The sequence below is a fragment of the Rubrobacter aplysinae genome, assembly GCF_001029505.1.
In the GTDB taxonomy this organism is placed as follows: domain Bacteria; phylum Actinomycetota; class Rubrobacteria; order Rubrobacterales; family Rubrobacteraceae; genus Rubrobacter_A; species Rubrobacter_A aplysinae.
Genome location: NZ_LEKH01000007.1, coordinates 65012 through 84370, shown reverse-complemented (window position 1 = coordinate 84370; position 19359 = coordinate 65012). Strand labels below are relative to the sequence as shown.

13 protein-coding genes are annotated in these 19359 nt (G+C 62.7%); all 13 read left to right on the top strand.

Going from position 1 to position 19359, the window contains the following annotated elements; genetic code table 11:
* Window positions 1–20: 20 nt before the first annotated feature.
* The 13 genes from ABD53_RS08970 to ABD53_RS08910 all read left to right on the top strand — a co-directional run bounded on the left by ABD53_RS08970 (window position 21) and on the right by ABD53_RS08910 (window position 19351).
* Window positions 21–1439 (top strand): hypothetical protein, encoded by a 1419-nt coding sequence (locus ABD53_RS08970; RefSeq protein WP_047865439.1) that lies wholly within the window; start codon window positions 21–23, stop codon window positions 1437–1439.
* Between the two features lie 47 nt (window positions 1440–1486).
* Entirely contained in the window at window positions 1487–2686 is a 1200-nt protein-coding gene (locus ABD53_RS08965) for an NAD(P)/FAD-dependent oxidoreductase (RefSeq protein ID WP_047865438.1), read from the top strand.
* Between the two features lie 1132 nt (window positions 2687–3818).
* The gene (locus tag ABD53_RS08960) at window positions 3819–5609 is read left to right on the top strand and encodes a type IV secretory system conjugative DNA transfer family protein (RefSeq protein ID WP_047865437.1); all 1791 of its coding nucleotides are present in this window, start codon (window positions 3819–3821) and stop codon (window positions 5607–5609) included.
* On the top strand, window positions 5606–6010 hold the full coding sequence (locus tag ABD53_RS08955) for a hypothetical protein (RefSeq protein WP_047865436.1): 405 nt from the start codon (window positions 5606–5608) through the stop codon (window positions 6008–6010). Before ABD53_RS08960 ends, ABD53_RS08955 begins: the two co-directional genes overlap by 4 nt.
* 201 nt (window positions 6011–6211) lie before the next feature.
* The gene (locus ABD53_RS08950) at window positions 6212–6715 is read left to right on the top strand and encodes a TrbC/VirB2 family protein (protein WP_084709463.1); all 504 of its coding nucleotides are present in this window, start codon (window positions 6212–6214) and stop codon (window positions 6713–6715) included.
* A 124-nt stretch (window positions 6716–6839) separates the two neighbouring features.
* On the top strand, window positions 6840–10895 hold the full coding sequence (locus tag ABD53_RS08945; RefSeq protein ID WP_047865434.1) for a VirB4 family type IV secretion system protein: 4056 nt from the start codon (window positions 6840–6842) through the stop codon (window positions 10893–10895).
* Between the two features lie 136 nt (window positions 10896–11031).
* A complete protein-coding gene (locus tag ABD53_RS08940) occupies window positions 11032–12747 on the top strand; it encodes a nucleotide-binding protein (RefSeq protein ID WP_047865433.1) in 1716 nt (571 codons plus the stop codon).
* A gap of 4 nt (window positions 12748–12751) precedes the next feature.
* Window positions 12752–12967: a hypothetical protein gene (locus ABD53_RS08935; protein WP_047865432.1), complete on the top strand. Its 216-nt coding sequence runs from the start codon at window positions 12752–12754 to the stop codon at window positions 12965–12967.
* A gap of 124 nt (window positions 12968–13091) precedes the next feature.
* Complete coding sequence (locus ABD53_RS15925; protein ID WP_084709462.1) at window positions 13092–14357, top strand: lytic murein transglycosylase; 1266 nt, start codon at window positions 13092–13094, stop codon at window positions 14355–14357.
* Window positions 14358–14421: 64 nt separating this feature from the next.
* The gene (locus ABD53_RS08925) at window positions 14422–15351 is read left to right on the top strand and encodes a hypothetical protein (RefSeq protein WP_047865431.1); all 930 of its coding nucleotides are present in this window, start codon (window positions 14422–14424) and stop codon (window positions 15349–15351) included.
* Between the two features lie 92 nt (window positions 15352–15443).
* Window positions 15444–15785, top strand: a complete 342-nt coding sequence (locus ABD53_RS08920; protein WP_152670693.1) for a hypothetical protein — start codon at window positions 15444–15446, stop codon at window positions 15783–15785.
* 146 nt (window positions 15786–15931) lie between these two features.
* A complete protein-coding gene (locus ABD53_RS08915) occupies window positions 15932–17599 on the top strand; it encodes a CAP domain-containing protein (RefSeq protein ID WP_047865429.1) in 1668 nt (555 codons plus the stop codon).
* A gap of 177 nt (window positions 17600–17776) precedes the next feature.
* A complete protein-coding gene (locus ABD53_RS08910; protein WP_047865428.1) occupies window positions 17777–19351 on the top strand; it encodes a hypothetical protein in 1575 nt (524 codons plus the stop codon).
* The last annotated feature ends 8 nt before the right edge of the window (window positions 19352–19359 follow it).

Here is a 19359-nt window from a genome sequence, read left to right as displayed (position 1 = left end):
GGTGAGGAGGGGAAAGCAAAATGCACCAGTACCAATCCGTCCAGCTCTGGGTCGCACTAACATACGTGGCTATAGGCCTGTGTTTCATGCTGCTCATGTGGGTCACCAGACGCCGCGATCCTACTTCACCGGTGATCTACTATGCGTTTTTCCTCGCAGTACTTACCACGGGCTCTTTCTGGCTGGCCGAGATCGCCGCTTCCGGGCCGCCCGGGTCCGAACAGCGCGCGTTCGACATACTCGTCAAATACGTAAGAGACCTGCCTATATCCCTCATAGTCGGTTACATATGCTTTATGCAGGCCCGGCGTTACCGTCGCGCGCGGCCGAGACAACAAGGCACAAATCGGCTGCATCCCAGAGGTTGGCTAAACACCACGCTTACCCTGGCACCTTACGTTATAGGCGGTACCTTCCTGCTCTCGATGGGCTGCGACTTTATATTCCGCCCGCTGGTGCTCTCGGTCGACGAACCCATCGCCTGGTGGGTCGCTGCATACAATGGGCCGTTCATCGCGGCACTGATAATATCTTCAGCCCTTAACGCATACGTTTTCTCCACCGCACTCCGGAGCCAGCCGCCGTCGCTATCACCCCGCCAATGGGCTCGGCGCAAGATACAAAACTGCTGCGGTGCGCTGCTATCTATCTCCCTCGGATTGCTCGCTACCGTAACGGGCATATGGTATACGCAACGGGCGGTTTCCTCGCCGCAAGCCCTTACGACGCTGAGCGACAATATGAGCGTGTTCCAGCTCATCTTCATAGTTCTGGCCGGCGCCACCGCCACGATAGGACTCGCCGTCCACTTTAGAAAGGATGAACACGACCAGGTACTGGGGCCGTTGTCGACCCTGCTAGAACCATTGTGTGACGTTACCCAACTTCTGGCGACCGTGCCGATCTACGACTATCCTCTGAACGCCCCATACCACTGCATGGGATTGGCCGCGAACCAGCAGAATCTGAACTTGTCCAAAGCCGACATCCTCAGTCTCGAAGACGCCTTCCGCGCCGGCGTACTAATGTGCGCCGAACGCCATCCACAGATCGAAGATAGAATTGCCGTTGACAAGGACGATCTGCTTGCGTTAGCCGAATCCTGTGATCGCTACGAGCTTGACGAGGATCTCGCGGGCTGGCTGTCCAGTACCAAAACCCACTCCGCTACGGGCCACAGGATGTTTCAGGATAAGGGACACCGCTTATCCACCCCCATCTCTTTCGCCTACGGACTCGCGAACCCCGAGGCCGAAGATCCGCTCCGCGATGCGCCCGATTGGGCGCATCTTGCCGGGCTGGCCTTGGCGAAAGCCGGTGCCTTACCAGAGAGCCGCAGCAGAGAGATACTGGCCGACGACGAAATCTACCCTTCAGTACAAAACGCATACCAACTAGCTCGGTTACAACTGCGGAACACTCGGGGGAACCTGAACTAGGAACCAACTTTAGCTAGAAACCATTATCTTCGGAGGGAGTGCCAACGATGGATACGAAGACTAACGACACGCAAGTGCTGGTTGTAGGCGCTTCTCTTGCTGGCTTGGTGGCCGCGCAAGAAGCGGCGAAAGGCGGAGCGCGCACCCTGTTGATAGAGGCGGCGCCCGAGATCGGGATACGGGTTAATCCCGCCAACGTGGTAATGGAGCCCCTGTGGCCCACCCAGCACTTCCCTATACCCGACAGCACCGTAACGCGGGAGTATCGAGGCATCGAGGTAGGGGGACCTTCGGGTAAAGGCCCTGTCTTCAACTTCAGATCCGTACATCTTGACCGTCCTAACTTTGACTCCCTCTTTGCTCAGATGGCCCAGGATGCCGGCGCCGAGATCAGGGCGGACGTGCGCGTCCAGGACGTGACCCCACCAGAGAGCAACGGCCACGTCGAGGTCCACACCGAGGTGGAGACCTTGAGAGCGCCTTGTGTAATCTTCGCAGATGGCGCTGGATCCGCCGTACAAAACATAATGAATACCATGAAAAATCCAAAGGACGTCTCGTGGGGCCTGGACCAGCTCCTCGAGGCGCCCGGTATCGGCGACTCTCCTTATTTCCACGTCCGCTTCGGTAGCTTCGCGCCTGGTTGGCGGGCGCAGCTCAATCCCCTCGGTGGAGACCAAGCAAACCTTTGGACCTTTCGCCGCGGAGGGAACCAGGACGAGCTGGACGAGCTCGCACAGCGCGCCCGCAGGCTTTTCCCCACCGCAGAAAACGCGCACGTGCTCCAGGAAGCCCGCGGCGCCGACCCAGCGTTCGTGAGACCGGACACCATCGCCTCCGACGGCGTCATGGCATCGGGAGCCGCCGCCGGTCAGGGTGGGCTCGAAAACGGAGCCTGGTCGGGCCTTTTAGCGGGCAAGACGGCGGCGCGGGCCGCGCGTGAGGCGGATTTCTCGGCCCGCAGCCTGAACGAATACCAGAGATCTTGGCGCAAGAAGGCGCTGGCGGAATGGGCCGCGCTAGGTCTTGGCATAGGATCTTTCCGGTACCTAAGCGATCAAGAACTCGACAAATTGTTCGGCACCCTCCGGGGCAAAGAGTTCTCCGATCAAGAGTTCAAGGCTACGCTGCGCGGCAATCCATCTGGAATACTGAAGAAGGCCGGTATTAGCGATAGCGCGAACCTTGTAGGTGGCTTACTCAAGGCCTGGAGCAGAATGGCTGCCTCCTACTTGACCAACAAATAAGAACATGCTCCACAGCGGGTTATAGCCACGACGATGATGACCTGGTCGAGTAGTCACTTTTGTAGCATGTTTGTGCCAAAACTCATCAGAAATTTCATCAACCGCACCCTTGACAGGGCAAATTCTGCGGTCACGCTTCCGATACTTATCAGCCTTTTTGCCGTTGTTACTTTGATGGCAATGTAACGAATTGCTACAGCCAAATATCAACAACTTGTAACCGGCAATGACTCTTTTTGCAGAGTAGCATTCGCTAGTGAAAGGCCCCCTAAGGAGGTAGAGGAGGTGATCATACCCGCACGCCACGCGAACGTAGTATCCAATGCCTAACTACCTGAAGCAATAAGTCCGGGGCGGCCCGCCCACAAAGCTACCAACTTTAACGGACCGCCTCGGCAGACTCGACAGGGGGTTAACCCGTGTCTATAAGTCATGCTACCAGCATAACACCCGGCCTTAAAGCTAAGGCCGCTCTTACAGCTCTCACAACCCTGATCAGCTCTCAGTCCCCCGGTGGCCCCCTCGGCCGGCGTGGGCTGTGCCTTGCGGCCCCGTCCCGGTCCTCCACCTCACAGTGCTTCCCCCAGGGCCGGGACGGCCCGCTTTCAGCGCACCAGATGAAGCTGCCCGGAGGCTATCGGCTAGACTGGACCGACCCGGACCTGTGGACCCTTATAGACCCTGAGGGACAGATAGTGGCCCGATTTATCGCCGGGGCAGCGGATCCCGAAGAGATAGAGCGAGCAGCCAGACGGCACCGGGAAGGCGACGAGAAGAGCTCCCGGTTTCTGAATTCAGATCGCGCAACGCTCGCTGGTTGGCTGCAACGACTCCTTGCAAACGCGCTCTCTGCACACATCACCCGTCACCAGCCAGGGAGGTGCTCCAGATGATCCAGCCCCTCATGGAGATTCTGAGAGTCCTGCTGATTGGGCTTGGCTCCGCCGGAATCGTGGGTTGCGCTTGGTATCTCGTTCTCTCCACCTCAGCCACCGATGAGAGCTACGACCAGCCGGAACATCACCAACACAGGCGGAGGTAGGCCTTTTGGGTGTCTTGGGTGAAGACGTGGCATACGCACCGCTGACACGGAACAGTGATCGGTACAGGCAAAGTAGGAGGTGAGGAGGAATTGTCCAACCCGCTAGATTTCGAGTCCCGCTCGGAGTGGGGAACGACGCTCGCGGAGAAGATCCCAGAGTGGGCGGATACCGTTCGTGGACTGCCCGAAGCGGCGCTCTCAAACCCCGGAATGATGGCTGTCCTAGGCGTATGCGCCGCCGGCCTCGTAAGCACCGCCATAGGCGGCCCGAGGGTGCTACGTAAGGCCACGTCCGCCGCCTTCTCGGACCCTTCGGACCTGTACGTCGGGGACCGGGACGGGGGCACGTTCGCCGGCCGGCTGCCGGTAAGGCTCGGCTGGCTCGACCGCCGCACCGGAATGAGGGTGATAGGACCGACCGGCTCAGGCAAGACCACTGGCACCACCCCCTTTGCAATAGACGACCTGCTCGCCGGGCGCGACGTACTTATCCTGGAGACCTACGGCGACCTCGGCACCGAGGTTAGGCACCGGGCAGCCGCCCTTGGAGTGGACATCCTGAGCGCCGACGCCTCCGAGATATACGGTCGCTACTGGAACCCTCTCGCGGGAGAGGATACCGAGGACGTAGCTAACCGCCTCTCGGCGGCGATCTCCTCCTCGCTCTTCTACCACGGCTTCTATGGTCCGATGGGCGAGTCCATCGTAAGGAACTTCGTAAAACTCGCCCGCGAGTACATGGAGTTCTGCGAAAAAGTAGACCCCTCGGAGGCCGGCTGGGACCTACTCAGCCGCCTCATCACCGACGCCGGCTTCCTGCACGAGATACTCGGGACCACGACCTCCGACGGCAAGAACAAATCCTCGCACAACCGCTACATCGTGGGCGCGAAGTGGCTCACACCCCGTACCAGGGCGTGGTTCGACGGCGAGTTCCTCGCGCTCTCGGAAGATAAGCGCCGGGACTACCGCCAGAACGTGGCGAACCTCTTCGAGAGGTTGGACAACTCCCGGGCCGCCAAACACCTGCTAATAGGCTCGGACGGACGTGAAAGGCTCGACCTCTTCGAGGAGATAAACCAGCCCCGCCCGGCGCGCGGAGACTCGCAGTTCACCCGCGGCCTCGGGCGCCTGATCATCCTCCGCGCACCGGTCGGAGAGCGCGGGATGAACGACTCCGCCGCCAGGACCGTAGGGTATCTGGGCCTGAAGACGGTGATCGACGCCACCCAGGAACGCGCAGCGCCCGCCAAGCACGTGAAGCCTCTCTCGGTCTACATAGACGAGGTGCCAAAGCTCATGGGCAGGGCCGGAGAGGAGACCCAGCACGAGCTCGCGGGATGGCTGACGCTCGTAAGGGACAAGAACGTGGCCCCGCACCTAATATTCCAGGGCCACGCGCTGATGCCCCGCATACTGCTCGACGCCCTGGACGCTACTTGCCGCGTCTTTCTGGTATTCCCGGGCTGTTCGGCAGATGAGGTCGAGTACATCCGAAAAAGCGCCGGCATCGTCGAGGCCGAGGTTGAGGACTCAAGGACCTCCTACTCGCGCTCCGGCAAGACCTACTCCGAAGGCAAGCGCACCCAGGAGAAAAAGCGTCTCTCCTTCGACGAGGTGAAGTACCCGAAGATCGGGGAGGCGACCTACCTCGGCGTAAAAGACCACGCCGACGAACTGCCCCGAAAGCTCTACACCCGCCGCGCACCGGAACCCGACTATTACGGCAAGCTGCGCGAGCGGGCCGAAGCCAAAGAGGAGGCGGCGGCCGAGCGCGCCGAAGAGCGGCAGCGGGCCAGTGCTCAAAAAGAGCAGGCCCGGCAGGCGCGCCGCAGGGAGCGCGAGGCGGGGCGCGAGCAGCGCCGGAGGGCGGGGCTGTGATGTACGGCGGAACCCGCAGCTGGCCCCTGTGGGCGAGGCTTTTGTTCATAGCCCTACCGGCGGGCGCACTCGCGGCTGTGGCTCTCGGGATCTCCCTGACGCTAACCGCGACTCTCGAAGGCTCCCCATCCGGGGCCGACGCCGTACTGGCCGCCTTCTATTGCGTCGCCCGGAACGCCGCGCGGGTGGCGGTGCTCGCGGGCTCTCCGGTTGCGCTAGTGGCGCTCATCGCTCTGCTACTAATCGGCGGCTACCGCGACTACCCGGTGCAGGAAGGTTCAGAGGAGCCCCTGCCTACGTTTCTCGGCCGGGCCGTCGCAGGCTGTGCGGTCTTCGCCGGCGTAGGGCTCGTCTGCCAGATCGCGCTCGCCGCCCAACTCGGCGGCTGGAGCCCATTTTGATCACTTCTGAAGAGAGCTCTGGTGGATCTTGTGGAGGACCCATGAAAGGAGAGCACATAGGGAACGCGCTGCACTGCGCGCCGGGCCGGAGCCCGCCCGGAGTGCGACGTCCGGGCTGCGCTACATACCCGGAGGGATCACTCGAACCACCAGAAACGATGCGCCCGCACCCTAAACACCCCTAAAGAGAGGAGAAAACCAATGCGGGACAAACTAGAGCACGCGGCCAGCCCTCCAGCGGATCGGCCGGATCTAGCGGACAACACGGAATCAGCGGATGGAGCCCTTCCGGGGTCTACCGGAATAGTCCCTCGGCTAGCAGCAACCATCGGAGCCCGGGGAACGTCGCTCACCGGAGCCGTCGGCGAGCGGATGTTCATCATCTCCGTCGCCCTCTATACCTCGGTGGTGCTCATGCTCATGAGCGCCGACAACGCCCTCGCCCAGGGCAGCGGCGGTGGCGGCGGGGGAGCGGTAGAAGGCGCGCTCCAGAGCGCCGTCGACTGGCTCTCGAACATCATCGTCGTGGTGGGGACCCTCGGGCTTCTGGTCGCCTCGGTGTTCTGGATCTTCTCCGGCTCAAACGAGCGGCGCCGGGAGAAGGCAACCGGCTGGGTGGCGAGCTGCGGCATAGCAATCGCCGTGGCTTTCCTGGCGCCCTCGCTCGTGACGCTGATCCAGGACTGGACCGGTGGCGGAGGCTGATCGGAGCCTTGAGCCGTCCGGCGTCAAACGGTACCGGGAGCGGCGTAAGAGCGCCGCTCCCGGCCACCACTGCCGGCAGTAGGGACTGCCCGAAGATCTCTAAAGCAAGGATGGAGCAAAAGAGATGAGCGAGCAATCGGCCGAATCCAATGAGCACCAGATAGTGAAGGAGCTCTCGAACCCCCACAAGGAGTTCCGCTTTCTCGGGATGGACCTCGAGAAGCGGCAGTTCATGATCCTGGCCGGGATGCTCGCCCCCATCGCAATCATCTACCGCCTGGAGGTGTTCGCCATGTTTAACCTTACCCCGGCGCAGGTGACCGCGGTGATCGCCCCATTCGTCCTGCTCGGGCTCGCCTTCGCCTTTCTAAAGTGGGAAGGGAGGGATCTTTCGTTCATCGCCGCAAAGAGGCTCCGGGGCCTCGTGCGTAACACGACGCTCGTCTGGCGCGGCAAGCCGCCGGGCTCGGTGATGTGGCTGAGGGACTCCGTCCAGCGCTACCTGCCGGCCGAGGAGCCGGTCTGGGAGATGCTCAAGACCAACAACGGCACCTACCTACGCATCATAGAAGTCGAGGAGGCCTCGCTCGGCCTGGCTTCAGAGGAGGAGCAGGAGAACAACCGCGCCCAGCTAGCCGACGGCTACATAGCGATGGACTTCGACATCACTGAGATCACCCGCTCCAGGCCTAGTGCGATGGGGACTTATCTTGCGCGCCTGCAGGACGAGGTGGCCCGAGAGGTTGGACGGCCCGGGATCTCCGAGGAGGAGGCAATAAAGGTCCGCGCCTTCGCCGACGACCACGTAGAGCATCTCAAGGAACTCGTATCCGAGTCCGAGGCCTACGAGCACAAGTCCTACATCATCATTACCTACAACCCTTCCCGCGAAGAGGTCTCCACGGAGAGCCCCGTACAGCAGATGAAGGGCCTCTTCGCCTCGGCGCTGCCGTTCCTGAAAAAGAAGCGGGCTTCCAAAAAAGAGACGAAAAAGGCCCAGGTGGAGGCCGACCTCGCCTGGCGTACCCTGCAGCACCGCGTGGGCGACGCCGTCCACTACTACGGTCGGCGCGGCTTGATCCTCCGCCCGCTCGGCGAAAAGGAGGCGCTCGAGTTCCTAAGAGAGGAGGCCGGCGGCTCTAACCTCCAGGGCGTGCGCTCGGAGACCGGCGGCAATGCCGAGAGCCGCACACCGATGCGGATAGGGCTCACCACCACCCTCACCGACGACGCCTTCAAGGGCCTCTCCCGCAAGGCCATAGCAAAGCGCATAGACGCCGCCGAGGAGGTCCGGGACGGGGAGGACGGTAACTCGCCGCCGGTCGTTGGCCTCGGCGAGCTTTCGGTCAACGACCGGATAGCTCCAGACGCGGTGCAGATCCACTCCGACCATCTCGTGGTCGGCACCAGCTACCACCGCACGCTCTACATCTACGACCTGCCGGAGTCCGTGCGCAACGGCTTCCTCCAGCCCCTGGCCGACTTGAAGCGCCGCATCAAGGTGGTCAAGTTCATCCGCAAGGTGCCGACAAACGAGGCGCTCAAGTTTATCGGCAAGAAAAAGAGCCAGCTACTCGCAGCCGAGAAGACGACCTCCGAAGGGAATGTCCTCGATAGGCTCTACAAGGAGCAGGCCCGGAAGTCGGCAAACTACGCCCACGAGGAGGTACAGGGCCTCCGGCAGAGCTACCACCAGCTCGCCGTCTTGATTCATCTCGAGGCCGACTCGAAAGCGGAGCTAGACGAGCTCACCGATACCGTGCGGGACACCCTGGACGCCCGGTACGCGGCCAACCGGCTTGCCCTGGAGGAGATGTGGGAGGGCTACGTCTCTTGCCTGCCACTCGGGGAGAACCACCTCCTCGAGAAGTACTGCTCCTCTGGAATACTCACGAAGCCTCTCTCGTGCTTTGCGACCTTCTCTTCAGTGGAGATAAACCACGACGAAGGCGTGCTCTTCGGCACCGACCAGTCCACAAACGCCCTGGTCCGCTACGACAGGCGAAAGGCGAACAACCGCCACATGCTCATCTGGGGCGCCTCTGGCATGGGAAAGACCGTGCTCGTCAAATCCATCTCTACCCGCTCGCGCATCCGGGGCGAGACGCAGATCCTCATAGACCCGGAGGGAAACACCCGCTACGAGGCGGTCGCCCGCGAGATCGGCGGGCAGTTCGTAAAGCTCGGCAAGGGCGGCAAGAGCCGGATCAACCCGTTCGATCTCGGCGCGGATTACCCGGATCTCTCGCTACTGGCCGACGAGATAGAGGACGGCGAGGACCCCGACCAGGTACTCAACGAGGCCCGCGCTGGAGCGTTTACCTCAAAGGTGGACACGATCGTGACGCTCATAGGCATCATGTCCACCGCCGAAGGCGCCGCGTCCACAACCGCCGGGTTAGACGCCAGCTTGCGCGGTCCAGTAGAAAGAGTGATCGCCGAGGCCTACGCCGAGGCCGGGATCACCGAAGACCCGGAGACCCACCACAACACGCCGCCGACCATGCCGGAGTTCTTCGAGAAGCTCGCCACCTACGCCGCCGAGGATGAGGAACTCGCCGGTCTGTACAAGCGGCTGTACTCCTGGCACACCGGAGGGCTCAGGCACATCTTCTCCGGCCAGACGAACGTCGATCTGCGCTCTAAGTATCTGGTCATAAGGACCTCTACGAACAAGTACGGCGCGGAGACCGCACCGCTCCAGTTCGTCCTGCTCGACTACCTCAGTGGCAGGCTCGCCGACCCCAGGGAGGCGATTACCTGCTGGCTGGACGAGTTCTGGAGCCTGCTCCGGTACCCGATGGCAGCCGAGCACCTGAGCCGGCTGTGGCGGGCCTCTCGGGCATCGGGCACCTCGATGGTCGGCATCACCCAGGACATCGAGGAGTTCACCACCTCAGAGCACGTCGAGACCATTATGAACCAGTCCCAGACCTACGTCCTGCTTGGGCAGAACAAGAAGTTCGTCGAGCGCATCGGAGAGTACGTCGAGATAGACGAGGCCACGCGCAAGCGGGTGCAGCGGTTCTCGCGCGGGGAGGCGCTGCTCATAGCGGGCCAGCGACAAATGCGCCTGGACATAAACATCTCGGAGCACGAGAAAGAGATATTCCACACCGACGCCGCCGCCCTCTCCGGTAGCGGAGGCTCCGCTGCGGAGCTGGCCGCGCCGGACGACGCTGGTTCCACCAACGGTTCTGGAAACGGCTCTGGGGAAGGCCCTGGCAATGGCCCCGATAACGGCGGTGACGGTAAATCGACTGTCACGACTGCGGCGGCCGGGGGACCGTCGCGGAAGACGCCGGACGAACCGACAGCCACACGGACACCGGCGCGCAAGAAGGACGAGCCGCCCTCGCTGCGGGAGATTGCGCCTCACGCCTCCACGCCTCCGGGAGCCCGCGCCGGGGATGACCTGCGGGACGGCGGGATATATGCAATAGGCGGTCCGTCGGCCACGCAGGTCGGCTTCGCCCTTTCGGGGATGCTAGCCGTGGCCGCAACCCGCCACGAGACCGGAGGCAGGGTGCTTTTCGTGGACGCCGCGAAGACGCTTAGTACGACCGCGCTATTCGCTGGGATCGAGCTGCCGCCCACGGACTGGCTCATCGAAGACGTCAACCCGGGCGCGGCCAATCACAAGGCCGCCCGCAAATCCACGGCTTCGGGGAACGGAGATGGAGGCGTGGAGCGGGCTCTGGAGCTCGAGGACTACCTGATCCGCGACCACGAAAGCGGTCTTTGCGTCTTGCGCTACCCCCAGGACGACTCCATAGAGGCGGAGGGGCTTGCCGACTATCTCGGCCGCCATTTCGACGCCGTGATCGTCGCCGTCTCCAAAAGACCCGGCGGTAACGGTGGCGGCCACCGCTGGCCCGTCTACGCCCGTGACTGGGTGCTCTCGGCGTCTGCCGTGGGGGCAGCCGCCTCGAGCGCCGAGGCGCTTACGAAGGCGGTAGCCGGCTTCGAGGATCTCGGCGACTTCAATACCTCGCCGCTGCTCGCGCTCACGACCGGCGGGAACGGAAGCAAGCCTGGAAAGGAGCTCGCGAGGGACACGCTCACCTTGCCGCCCGCCGACGAGCTTGCCGGGGCGATGGGTCAGGGAGTCTTTTTGCCAGTCGAGGAGCCCGAAGAGGCCGGAGGCTTCGCCCGGCTGGCGCAGAGGTTGATCAGATGAATCACGTGAATCCGATGAACGGTCCGATAGGTGAACAGAGGAGTGAACAGAGCAGCGAACCAGAGAGTGAACCGATGAGAGCCATGACGAATAAAGAGCAGCCCCGTACGAGCAACCCCGAAAGGAGCGGATAACCATGACGCAGAGCAAAAACGGCTGGGGACCGGCGGCTCCCGCCACTAACTCGGACACCGCCACCGTGGAGCCGGATACCGGCGCTTACGAAGAAGCCGAAGAGTTCGCAACCGAAGAGAACACGAACGAAGAGGCCGCGCCCGAGAGCCGCCGGGTGTACACCGGTACGGAGGAAGCCTCATCAGAGGAAGGTACAGAGCAGCAAAGTAAAGAGCAAACGTACGATACCGACCCAGAAGACAGAGAGGAGATCTCTGGAGGAACGGACACCCAGACCGCTTCCTTCGACGATCCCGAGGACATAGAGGAGTTCGGCCCCGAGACTGAAACCGGTAACGAGCCGGGCTTCACGCGGGACGATCCGACCTCGAATTTCGCCTCGCCAGAGCCGGAGCCCGCTCCCGCCGCGCAGGCGAATTCCGGCGCTACTGCGCGGTCAAGCCCGGTGGCCGAACAGAGTACAGAGGAGCCTCTGGAGCGTGCTTTCGATCCCGACGCGGATTCCAAAACCGCCGACAGAATGCGCCGGGGAGGGCCGCTCGGCGACGAGTCGGATCAAGAAGAGCCGGAAGCCACAGACAGCGAGTCCGCCCGGGAGCAGGCTACCTACGGCGCCTACGGCGCGAGCCGGCTCCGCAGGTCGGTAGCCGCATCTCTGCGGGAACTGCCGGCTGTTGGCAAGCTTTTCCGCCCGCGTTCACGAGTATCACAACCGTCACGGCCGGGACGCACCGAACCAGAGCGTGTCAGGGAAAAGCCCGCCAGGGAAGAGCCCGTCAGGGAAGATCGGGCTGTCCGCCAAAGGCTCGCCGGTACGCTGGTGGCCGATGAACAGGCCATAGCCGAAAAGCCCTCCCCGCAGGAGGTGCAAGAGCGCCTGACGCTGGCACTCAGAGAGACCTCCATAGACGGTTACGCCAAGCTCGCCGTGGGCTCTCCAAAGGGTGGCGTGGGCAAGTCCTCGCTTGCCTACGCCATAGGCTGCGCCATCGCCGACGGCACCAACATCCGGGTGTGCCTCGTTGACGCGGACCCCGAGTTTGGCGCGACCCGAAGCCTCGTGCCCCGGCCCGTGCAGAGCTCAGTAGTCGAGCTCGCCCGCGATGCCAATAGCCTCCAGCGTCTTTCCGATATCCGAAGCTACGTCGCACAGAACGAGCGGATGCGCCTGGACGTGGTCCTGAACCCCCCAGAGATGGTGCAGAAGACGCGCATGGGAGATTTGCCCACGGCCTACGAGCGCATAGACACCGCACTAAGCCGCTTCTACGACCTCGTGATCTACGACATGGGCATAGGATTCTCACACCCCCAGATTCAGAAGGTCCTCTCGCTCTCCGACGAGCTCTTACTGGTCGGGGACTCCGAGGTGGTCCCGAACGACATCTTCGCCGACGCCCTTAGCTACGTGCAGGGCCTTGAGTTCGGTCTCAATGACACCACGCTCGCAATAAGCCACCGCCTGCCGCCCACCGACGAGTCTGCAACCACGGGCCTGGTCAAGGGCGAGCACGCAAAGAGCCTCAGGCGCGTTACCGAGATACCTTACGACGCCGCCTTCAGCCAGCTCCTGAACCGGCGGGCGTTCTCGATGGACGCGCTCTCACTGGAGACCCGTCTCGGGGTGTTGACCACGGCCGCTTCGTGCCTGGAAGGGCTGCGTGGAGGAGCCCTCAGCCGTGCCAATGGGTCAAGCCACAACAGGAAAGGAGCCTAGAGCCATGTACGACTCACAACCCATAGAGCGCGAGGGCGAGACCATAGAGGAGGTGCTGCCCGCGGCGACCTACACCACCTCCTCAACGGGCCGGGGCCACGTTCCGCGCAAAGACAGCGTACGCGAGGTTGCCAGCGGCACTCAGGGACGGATCGTGGTCGCCTTGAGTGTCCTGTGCGCCGTGCTGATGGTCGCATTCGTCGTCGCGCTGATTCTGTAGGTAAGAAGGCAGCGCAGGTAAGTGCCGGCGGGGTGATTCGCGGTGAGACTCAGGAAGGACCATATACTGCTAGCCGGAAGGCTGGCCGTCGCCGGTGAGCTGGGGCTTACGCATTGCGGCTACGATGGTGCGCTCAAAAAAGGGCCGGCGTCTACTCCTGTTGGCGGTGACCGCCATCGCCGCGCTCATGCTACTGCTCATCGTGACGATGGCCGGCGCGGTCGCCTCGGTCTTCACCGACTGCAAGGAGCAGGTCCAGAACCTCTCCTCGGATATCCCATCGTCGGACCCAAGCGAGGAGGCGCTTTCGGACATCCCGGAGGACTTCTTAAAGCTCTACCGCCAGTATGCAGAGCAGTATGGTATCGACTGGGCCTTACTCGCCGCGGTTGGCAGCCAGGAGACCAACCACGGCCGGGCAGAGTCGGGTTGCGCGACCTCTTCCACCGGGGCGCGCGGGCCGATGCAGTTTCAGCCCTCCACCTGGTCTTCCGAAGGGGTGGACGGAAACGGCGACGGCACCAAGAACCCTTGCGACACCGAGGACGCCATAGCCTCCGGAGCCAGCTACCTCTCAAACCTCGGGGCCGGGGACGACCCGAGGGGGGCGTTATGCAGCTACTACGGCGCTTGCGGCGACGCGAACGCCGACTACGCAAACGAGGTAATGGCCCAGGCCGAAGCCTACCGGGGCGCAGCCAGGGAAAGTTCAGAGGAGTCCGGCGGCGAAGGCCCCGGTGGCGAGACCACAAGTGCCGGCATTATCCCGCCGCTACCGACCCTGGGGCAGCTTCCGCGGTTCCCGCAACTTCCGCAGTTACCGAGCCTCATGGACAAAGCCTACGCCTACGGGGTCTCGGATACTCCGGCGGGCTGGTCCCTGGTCGAGCAGGACAAGACCATGACCTACTGGTCAGACTCCCGCTTCGACTCCTACATAGAGGCGGCGGTAGAGGAGTGGAACTCCCTGGGCGGAGTGGACATCCAGCCCGCCGAATCGGAGGCCGAGGCGAACCTCGTCTTCAGAGACGTACCCAACAGCGAGTGGCAATACAACTGGGCCTGGGGCTACACCGACTCCACCGACCCGGCGGCGACCAAGGGCGAGATAGTCATAAAGGAACAGGAGGTCGAGACGGGCTCGGAGACAAACCGCAAGTCCCTAATGGTCCACGAGATCGGTCATGCCCTCGGCTTCGAGCACCAGAACGACAAGGAATCGGTGATGAACCAGAACCTCCAAACAGACGTGCCCACGGAGCTAGACGTCGGGATCTACAAGGAGACCTGGGGCGGGCAGGGCTCGCCGGCGAACACCGACCCTTCGGCCAACTACGGCGAAGAAGAGGTCAGCGAGCAGTGCAAGATGAGCTTCTGGCCGTGGTCGTGAGGACCGGACACATACTGAGCCCCGACATGAGCCCCGCCATGAGCCCCGTGACGGAGGTCCGGCCATGAGCCGCCGCAGGATGAGCGGAGCGGGCGCCACCAGCAGTCGCGCCAAAGTGGCCGTGTGGGTCGCGCTGGCGCTGGTCGTGGTCGGCGTGTGGATCGCGGTGGTGGTCGCTCTAGGAGGTGGCGGAGAGGACGACTCTACGGACGGCGGACAGCCTTCTGGCGCGGAGACCACCGAAGGGAAGTCGGGAGACCGGGCCTCCGAAGATTCTGAGGCCGGCGGCTCCGGTACCGGAGAGGATGAGGACGCCGGGACGGGCTCTGGGGACGGTCCTGTACAAGGCCAGAACGCCTCCAACGATGGTCTCTCGAAGCCCGTGGGCGGCGGGGTGCCCGAGGGAGAAGTGGCGATAGAGGACGAGGAGGGCCGCTCGAACGGCCAGCGCGGGTTCGTTAGCTCCTTCGTTGGCGCGGCCTACGGCTATACCGGTAAGGACGTAGAAGAGTACCGCTCCGGCTACGAGGGCCGGATCAACCCGGATACCTACTACGACTCTCCAGGCGCGGAGACCCTTAGCTACTACGTCTCGCTCGTCGAGGATGGGGGCGCGGAGAATGCCGCCGTCCTCGAGGAGTACACCATCCTGAGCGGCGAGCCCGTCGGCCAGAAGATAGCTCCCGGCCAGCTCACGGGGTTCGTCCCGGCACAGCTCATGCAGGCTGAGACCCCACCCGCAGCGTCGGTTTCAGAGGTTACCTATGCCGTCGGCAACCGGTACGGCGACCCGGCGGAAGACGAGGGCTTCGGCAAGGTCTACGGAGACGTCAAGTATCTCGAGCAGCGGCTGCTGCTCGCCAAGCGGGGGGAAGGCTCCGGCTGGATCATCCTCGCCGCAAGCGCGCCCGAGTCCACGGAGCCTCCCGAGCGCCCGGATCCCGACGCACCGAAGGTAGGCGAGCCCGGTGGTCCCGGAGGGCATGAACATTGATCACAGAGCCGATTAAGAGGTGTGAGCGCGTGAAGCTACTAGCTACTACCGACACTAGAAACGACACTAGAGAGGGCACAGGAAGTCTGCCTATGGACGAGGGGCAAGCCCGATGCTCCGGCGATACAGCCTCCTTTAGCTGGCCCCAGCGCATAGTGCTATTGGCTCTCTGGCATTCAGTCATGGCCGACACCCCGTACCTGGAGCTAGTTACCGGCCTGGGCCGGGAGGCTCTGCAGGCCGAGCTCGCACCCTTGGCCGGACGTGGCCTCATACGTCAGGCTCCAGAGCCACCCGCCTTTTTCCACACCCAATTTAGCCGTTACATGGCCGAGACAGGGGCGGTCTTCTACGAGCTTACCGGGGTTGGACGAAACGACTCAAAGGTGCGGGCTCTAATCGGTCCTCACGATACGGAAGACGACACCCGATGATCCGGGAAGAGCGGAGGAGGCCAAAGATGACGGATCTCTAGGGTGGCCCCCTACGGCCACCTGCTACAGAGCGTTACGACAGGCAAAGAAGACGAAGAATTTACGCAGAGAACTACACACCCTCACACGGAGAAAGGCAAACATCCTTGAACCGTAGCCAAAACAACAGACTGGGCCAACCCGGCCCGGAGCCGGTAGAGACGGCGGTAAGCGCCGTCCCGCTACCGCCGCCTCTGGCGACTCTGGCGAGGCTGGGCCTTACGGGACTAGTGGGCCTTGCCCTACTGATCCTGATGATGTTCGCGGCGGGACCGGCCGCCGCGCAGGTGCTGACCCCTAAGGACGAAGGTGCGAACGCCGAGCACCAGAGCAAAGAGGCCGCCGAAGAGACCGAGAAGGCCATCGGGGAAGTGACCTACACCGAGGCCGAGCTAGAGATGGTCAGGCTCATCAACGAGCACCGCGAAAAGAACGGACTCGACCCTCTGCTGGTCTCCGACAGCGCCTCTCTGGCCGCAGAGCGCCACTCGGCGGACATGGCGGAGTACGGCTACATGGACCACGAGAGCCAGCAGAGCGAGCACTTCGAGACCGGCGCTGACTCTAGTGACCGGCTGGCGGAGTCCGGCTACGCCCATAACACCACGACCGGCGAGAACATAGCCGCGAACGGCTCGGCGCAGGCGGTATTCGACGGCTGGAAGGAATCACCCGCTCACGACGAGATCATGCTGCACGAGGACCTCGAAGTGATAGGCGTCGGGATGGAGTACGCCGACTCTGGAGAAGATGGCGCTGGAAGGTCCTACTGGACCACGGACTTCGGCGGCGTCGAGGGCGAGAGTGCCCGGAAGGTCTCCGAGATAGAGCCCGAGAACACACCGCAGGGCGAGACACCACAGGGCGAGGAGCCCGGCCACGGCGATGACGGTTCCACCAGTGGCGACCAGTACGGCTCATCCGGGGACGAGAGCTCCAATGAGGACTCGGGTGAAGAGTCTAACGAGGATCTTCCAGATGGAGGATCTTCTGACAATCCCGGCATGACCAGTCCCGAAGGGACTAATCCCGAAGTAACCATTTACGAGGAGACCGACGAGCAGCCGGAGGACACCGCAAAAGAGCAGACAGAGCCCGACGAGCAGAGCTCTGACGAACAGAGCCCCGACCAGGAGGCCACGGAGCCCGAGCCCGACCAAGGTACAGGCCAGAGCCCCCAGGACGAGGCTAAAGATGAGGGTACTACACAGGACTCTGACAGCCCCGAAAATCCCGGCTCCGGCGAAGTTCCTTCGGGAGAAGGCACGCCCATAAACGGGCCGGCCAATCAGAGCGGCGGTGACGAGCCTTCCGGTAACGAGCCTTCCGGTAACGAGCCTTCTGGTGACGAGCCTTCTGGTGACGAGCCTACGGAGGATCACCCTCAGAGCCCATCCGGCGATCAGTACGACTCCGGAGACGAAGACTCCAACGAGGGCTCTAACGACAGTCCCGAGCCCACAGACGGTAACGACGGCGGCCAAGATCAGCCGGACGCCGGACCGACCGGGTACTCGGGATCCGAACCCGGCGGCGGACCCGAGGGCTCTTCCGGCGATGACTGCGACACGATGGAGGGCTTCGACAACGACCCGTTCCGCGACGACTTTGGCTCTGACCTCCAGCAGCGTATCCAGTCCAAGGTGGATTGCCACCTCGCTGATGCGGGCATCGGCGGCGAAGACGGCCAGCCCACGGCCGACTCTCCCGGTAGTGAGCCCGAAGGCGGCGAGCCGACTAGTGATGAGTCCATGACCAGTGATGATGGAGGATAGATCTTCGCCTACGGCAGACCACGATCCCTGCGCCTTGTACGAGGCTGGGTGAGTTTCCCGAACTAGCTGAAATAGTACCTGCACACTGGCAGCCCGGATGATGCCGGGCTGCCACGTCCCAACATAGAGAACCCGGATACGCCAACTACGCAGGCGCCAAAGAGAGGAGAGAGGCTAGTGGAGCAACCGCTAGATAACCTGGATAACCCCGAGACAAAGACGGCAAAGGTCGTCAAGGGATCACTGAGGCTAACCTTGATCGCGCTGGCGGTGCTAGCGCTCATCACCGGCACTACGCCCGGAATCGCGGGGGCGCAACAGCTACAAGAACCACAGGAAAAGCAAGAGAACCACGAAGAACAAGAAGAGTCTCATGGGAGCTTCCACGGCGGGCCTCACTCGGCCAACGTGCAAAGCTCGTGGGATCTGGTGGACGAGGGCGGAGACCTCCAATACGAGATAGACAGCGCCTACTCCGAGTCCTTCGAGGCCGCGGTCGCTAGCTGGAACGAGCTGGGTGTGGTGGACATAGAGCCCTCGCCTTCTGAGTCCCAGACCGACCTCGTTGTAACCGACGGCTATCTCGGCGGACCGATGGCGAATACCAGATCCGATGGGCTAATCACCTTTGATCCCGGGTCGATGGACTCCGCTACGCCCAACGCCCAACAAACCGCCGCCGCCCACGAGCTGGGCCACGCCCTTGGCTTTGGGCACGTCGAGGGCGAGTCGGTAATGACGACGCCGATAATAACCAACTCAAGCTCGAACTACTCCGAGCCCACCTCTTACGACACGCAGGAGTACCGCGAGCGGTGGGGCTCCGCACCCGAAGGCCCCCAAGACGACTCCCAGAGCGACGACCAGCCCCAGAGCGAAGACGAAGGCGGTGTAGACACCAACTCCGACGACCCATTCTCTACCGGGGAGGAAGGTGACTCCGGCGAGGGCCAGAGCCCTGAGAGCGGTCAAGAACCAGAGGAAAACGACGAGACCGTAGAGCAGCCCGATTCGGCCAAGGAGAACGACGGCTCGGATAGCCCCGAGCAGGGCTGGACGCCCAAGGAATGCTTCCCGTTCTGCGAGGAAGGCCCCCCATCCGGGGATTCCAGCAACGGGGACGACGGCAATGATAGCGGCAGTGATAGTGAGGACGAAGGCTCCGGTACTCCAGATACCGGCCCGACAACTCCCGGAGCTGGAGACGGCGAGGATGGCTCCTCGCAGGGCTACACCCACACCGGCAACGATGAGGACGGCTCCACTGGCAGTTCTACTAACAACTCCACTAATAGCTCAACCAACAGGTCCACCAACGACCAGGCAATGACCAACGAACAAGCCTGCGAAACCATCCGGGACGTACAAAAGGAGTCTTCCGGGGGCGAAGGCGAGGACGGCATCACTATGGTCCTGGAGCAGCGGGTCGAGTGCGATCAGTCCTCTTCTGACTCCTCTTCTGACTCCTCTTCGGAGCCCTCTTCCGGCGGAGGTGCAGAGGACACCGCCGACACCGGGGGAGACGAGACTGCCGATCAGCAAACAACGCAGGCCAATAAACAGGCCCAGAAGCAGGCAGAGAAGGCCAATAAAGAGGCCCAAAAGCAGATAGAGCAGGCTAATAAAGAGGCCGAGAAACAGATAGAGCAAGCCAATAAATCGGCCGAGGAGCAAATGGAGAAGGCCGAGCAATCCATGGAGGAGCAGATCTTCTCCGGCGATGGGATGTCCGGCGAGCTCTTCGGCGATTAGGACCGCAA

Excerpts from the sequence above, each read along its gene's own strand:
- ABD53_RS08970 (WP_047865439.1), top strand. The coding sequence starts at position 21 with ATGCACCAGTACCAATCCGTCCAGCTCTGGGTCGCACTAACATACGTG.
- ABD53_RS08965 (WP_047865438.1), top strand. The coding sequence starts at position 1,487 with ATGGATACGAAGACTAACGACACGCAAGTGCTGGTTGTAGGCGCTTCT.
- ABD53_RS08950 (WP_084709463.1), top strand. The coding sequence starts at position 6,212 with ATGCGGGACAAACTAGAGCACGCGGCCAGCCCTCCAGCGGATCGGCCG.
- ABD53_RS08945 (WP_047865434.1), top strand. The coding sequence starts at position 6,840 with ATGAGCGAGCAATCGGCCGAATCCAATGAGCACCAGATAGTGAAGGAG.
- ABD53_RS08940 (WP_047865433.1), top strand. The coding sequence starts at position 11,032 with ATGACGCAGAGCAAAAACGGCTGGGGACCGGCGGCTCCCGCCACTAAC.
- ABD53_RS08935 (WP_047865432.1), top strand. The coding sequence starts at position 12,752 with ATGTACGACTCACAACCCATAGAGCGCGAGGGCGAGACCATAGAGGAG.
- ABD53_RS15925 (WP_084709462.1), top strand. The coding sequence starts at position 13,092 with ATGGTGCGCTCAAAAAAGGGCCGGCGTCTACTCCTGTTGGCGGTGACC.
- ABD53_RS08925 (WP_047865431.1), top strand. The coding sequence starts at position 14,422 with ATGAGCCGCCGCAGGATGAGCGGAGCGGGCGCCACCAGCAGTCGCGCC.
- ABD53_RS08920 (WP_152670693.1), top strand. The coding sequence starts at position 15,444 with ATGGACGAGGGGCAAGCCCGATGCTCCGGCGATACAGCCTCCTTTAGC.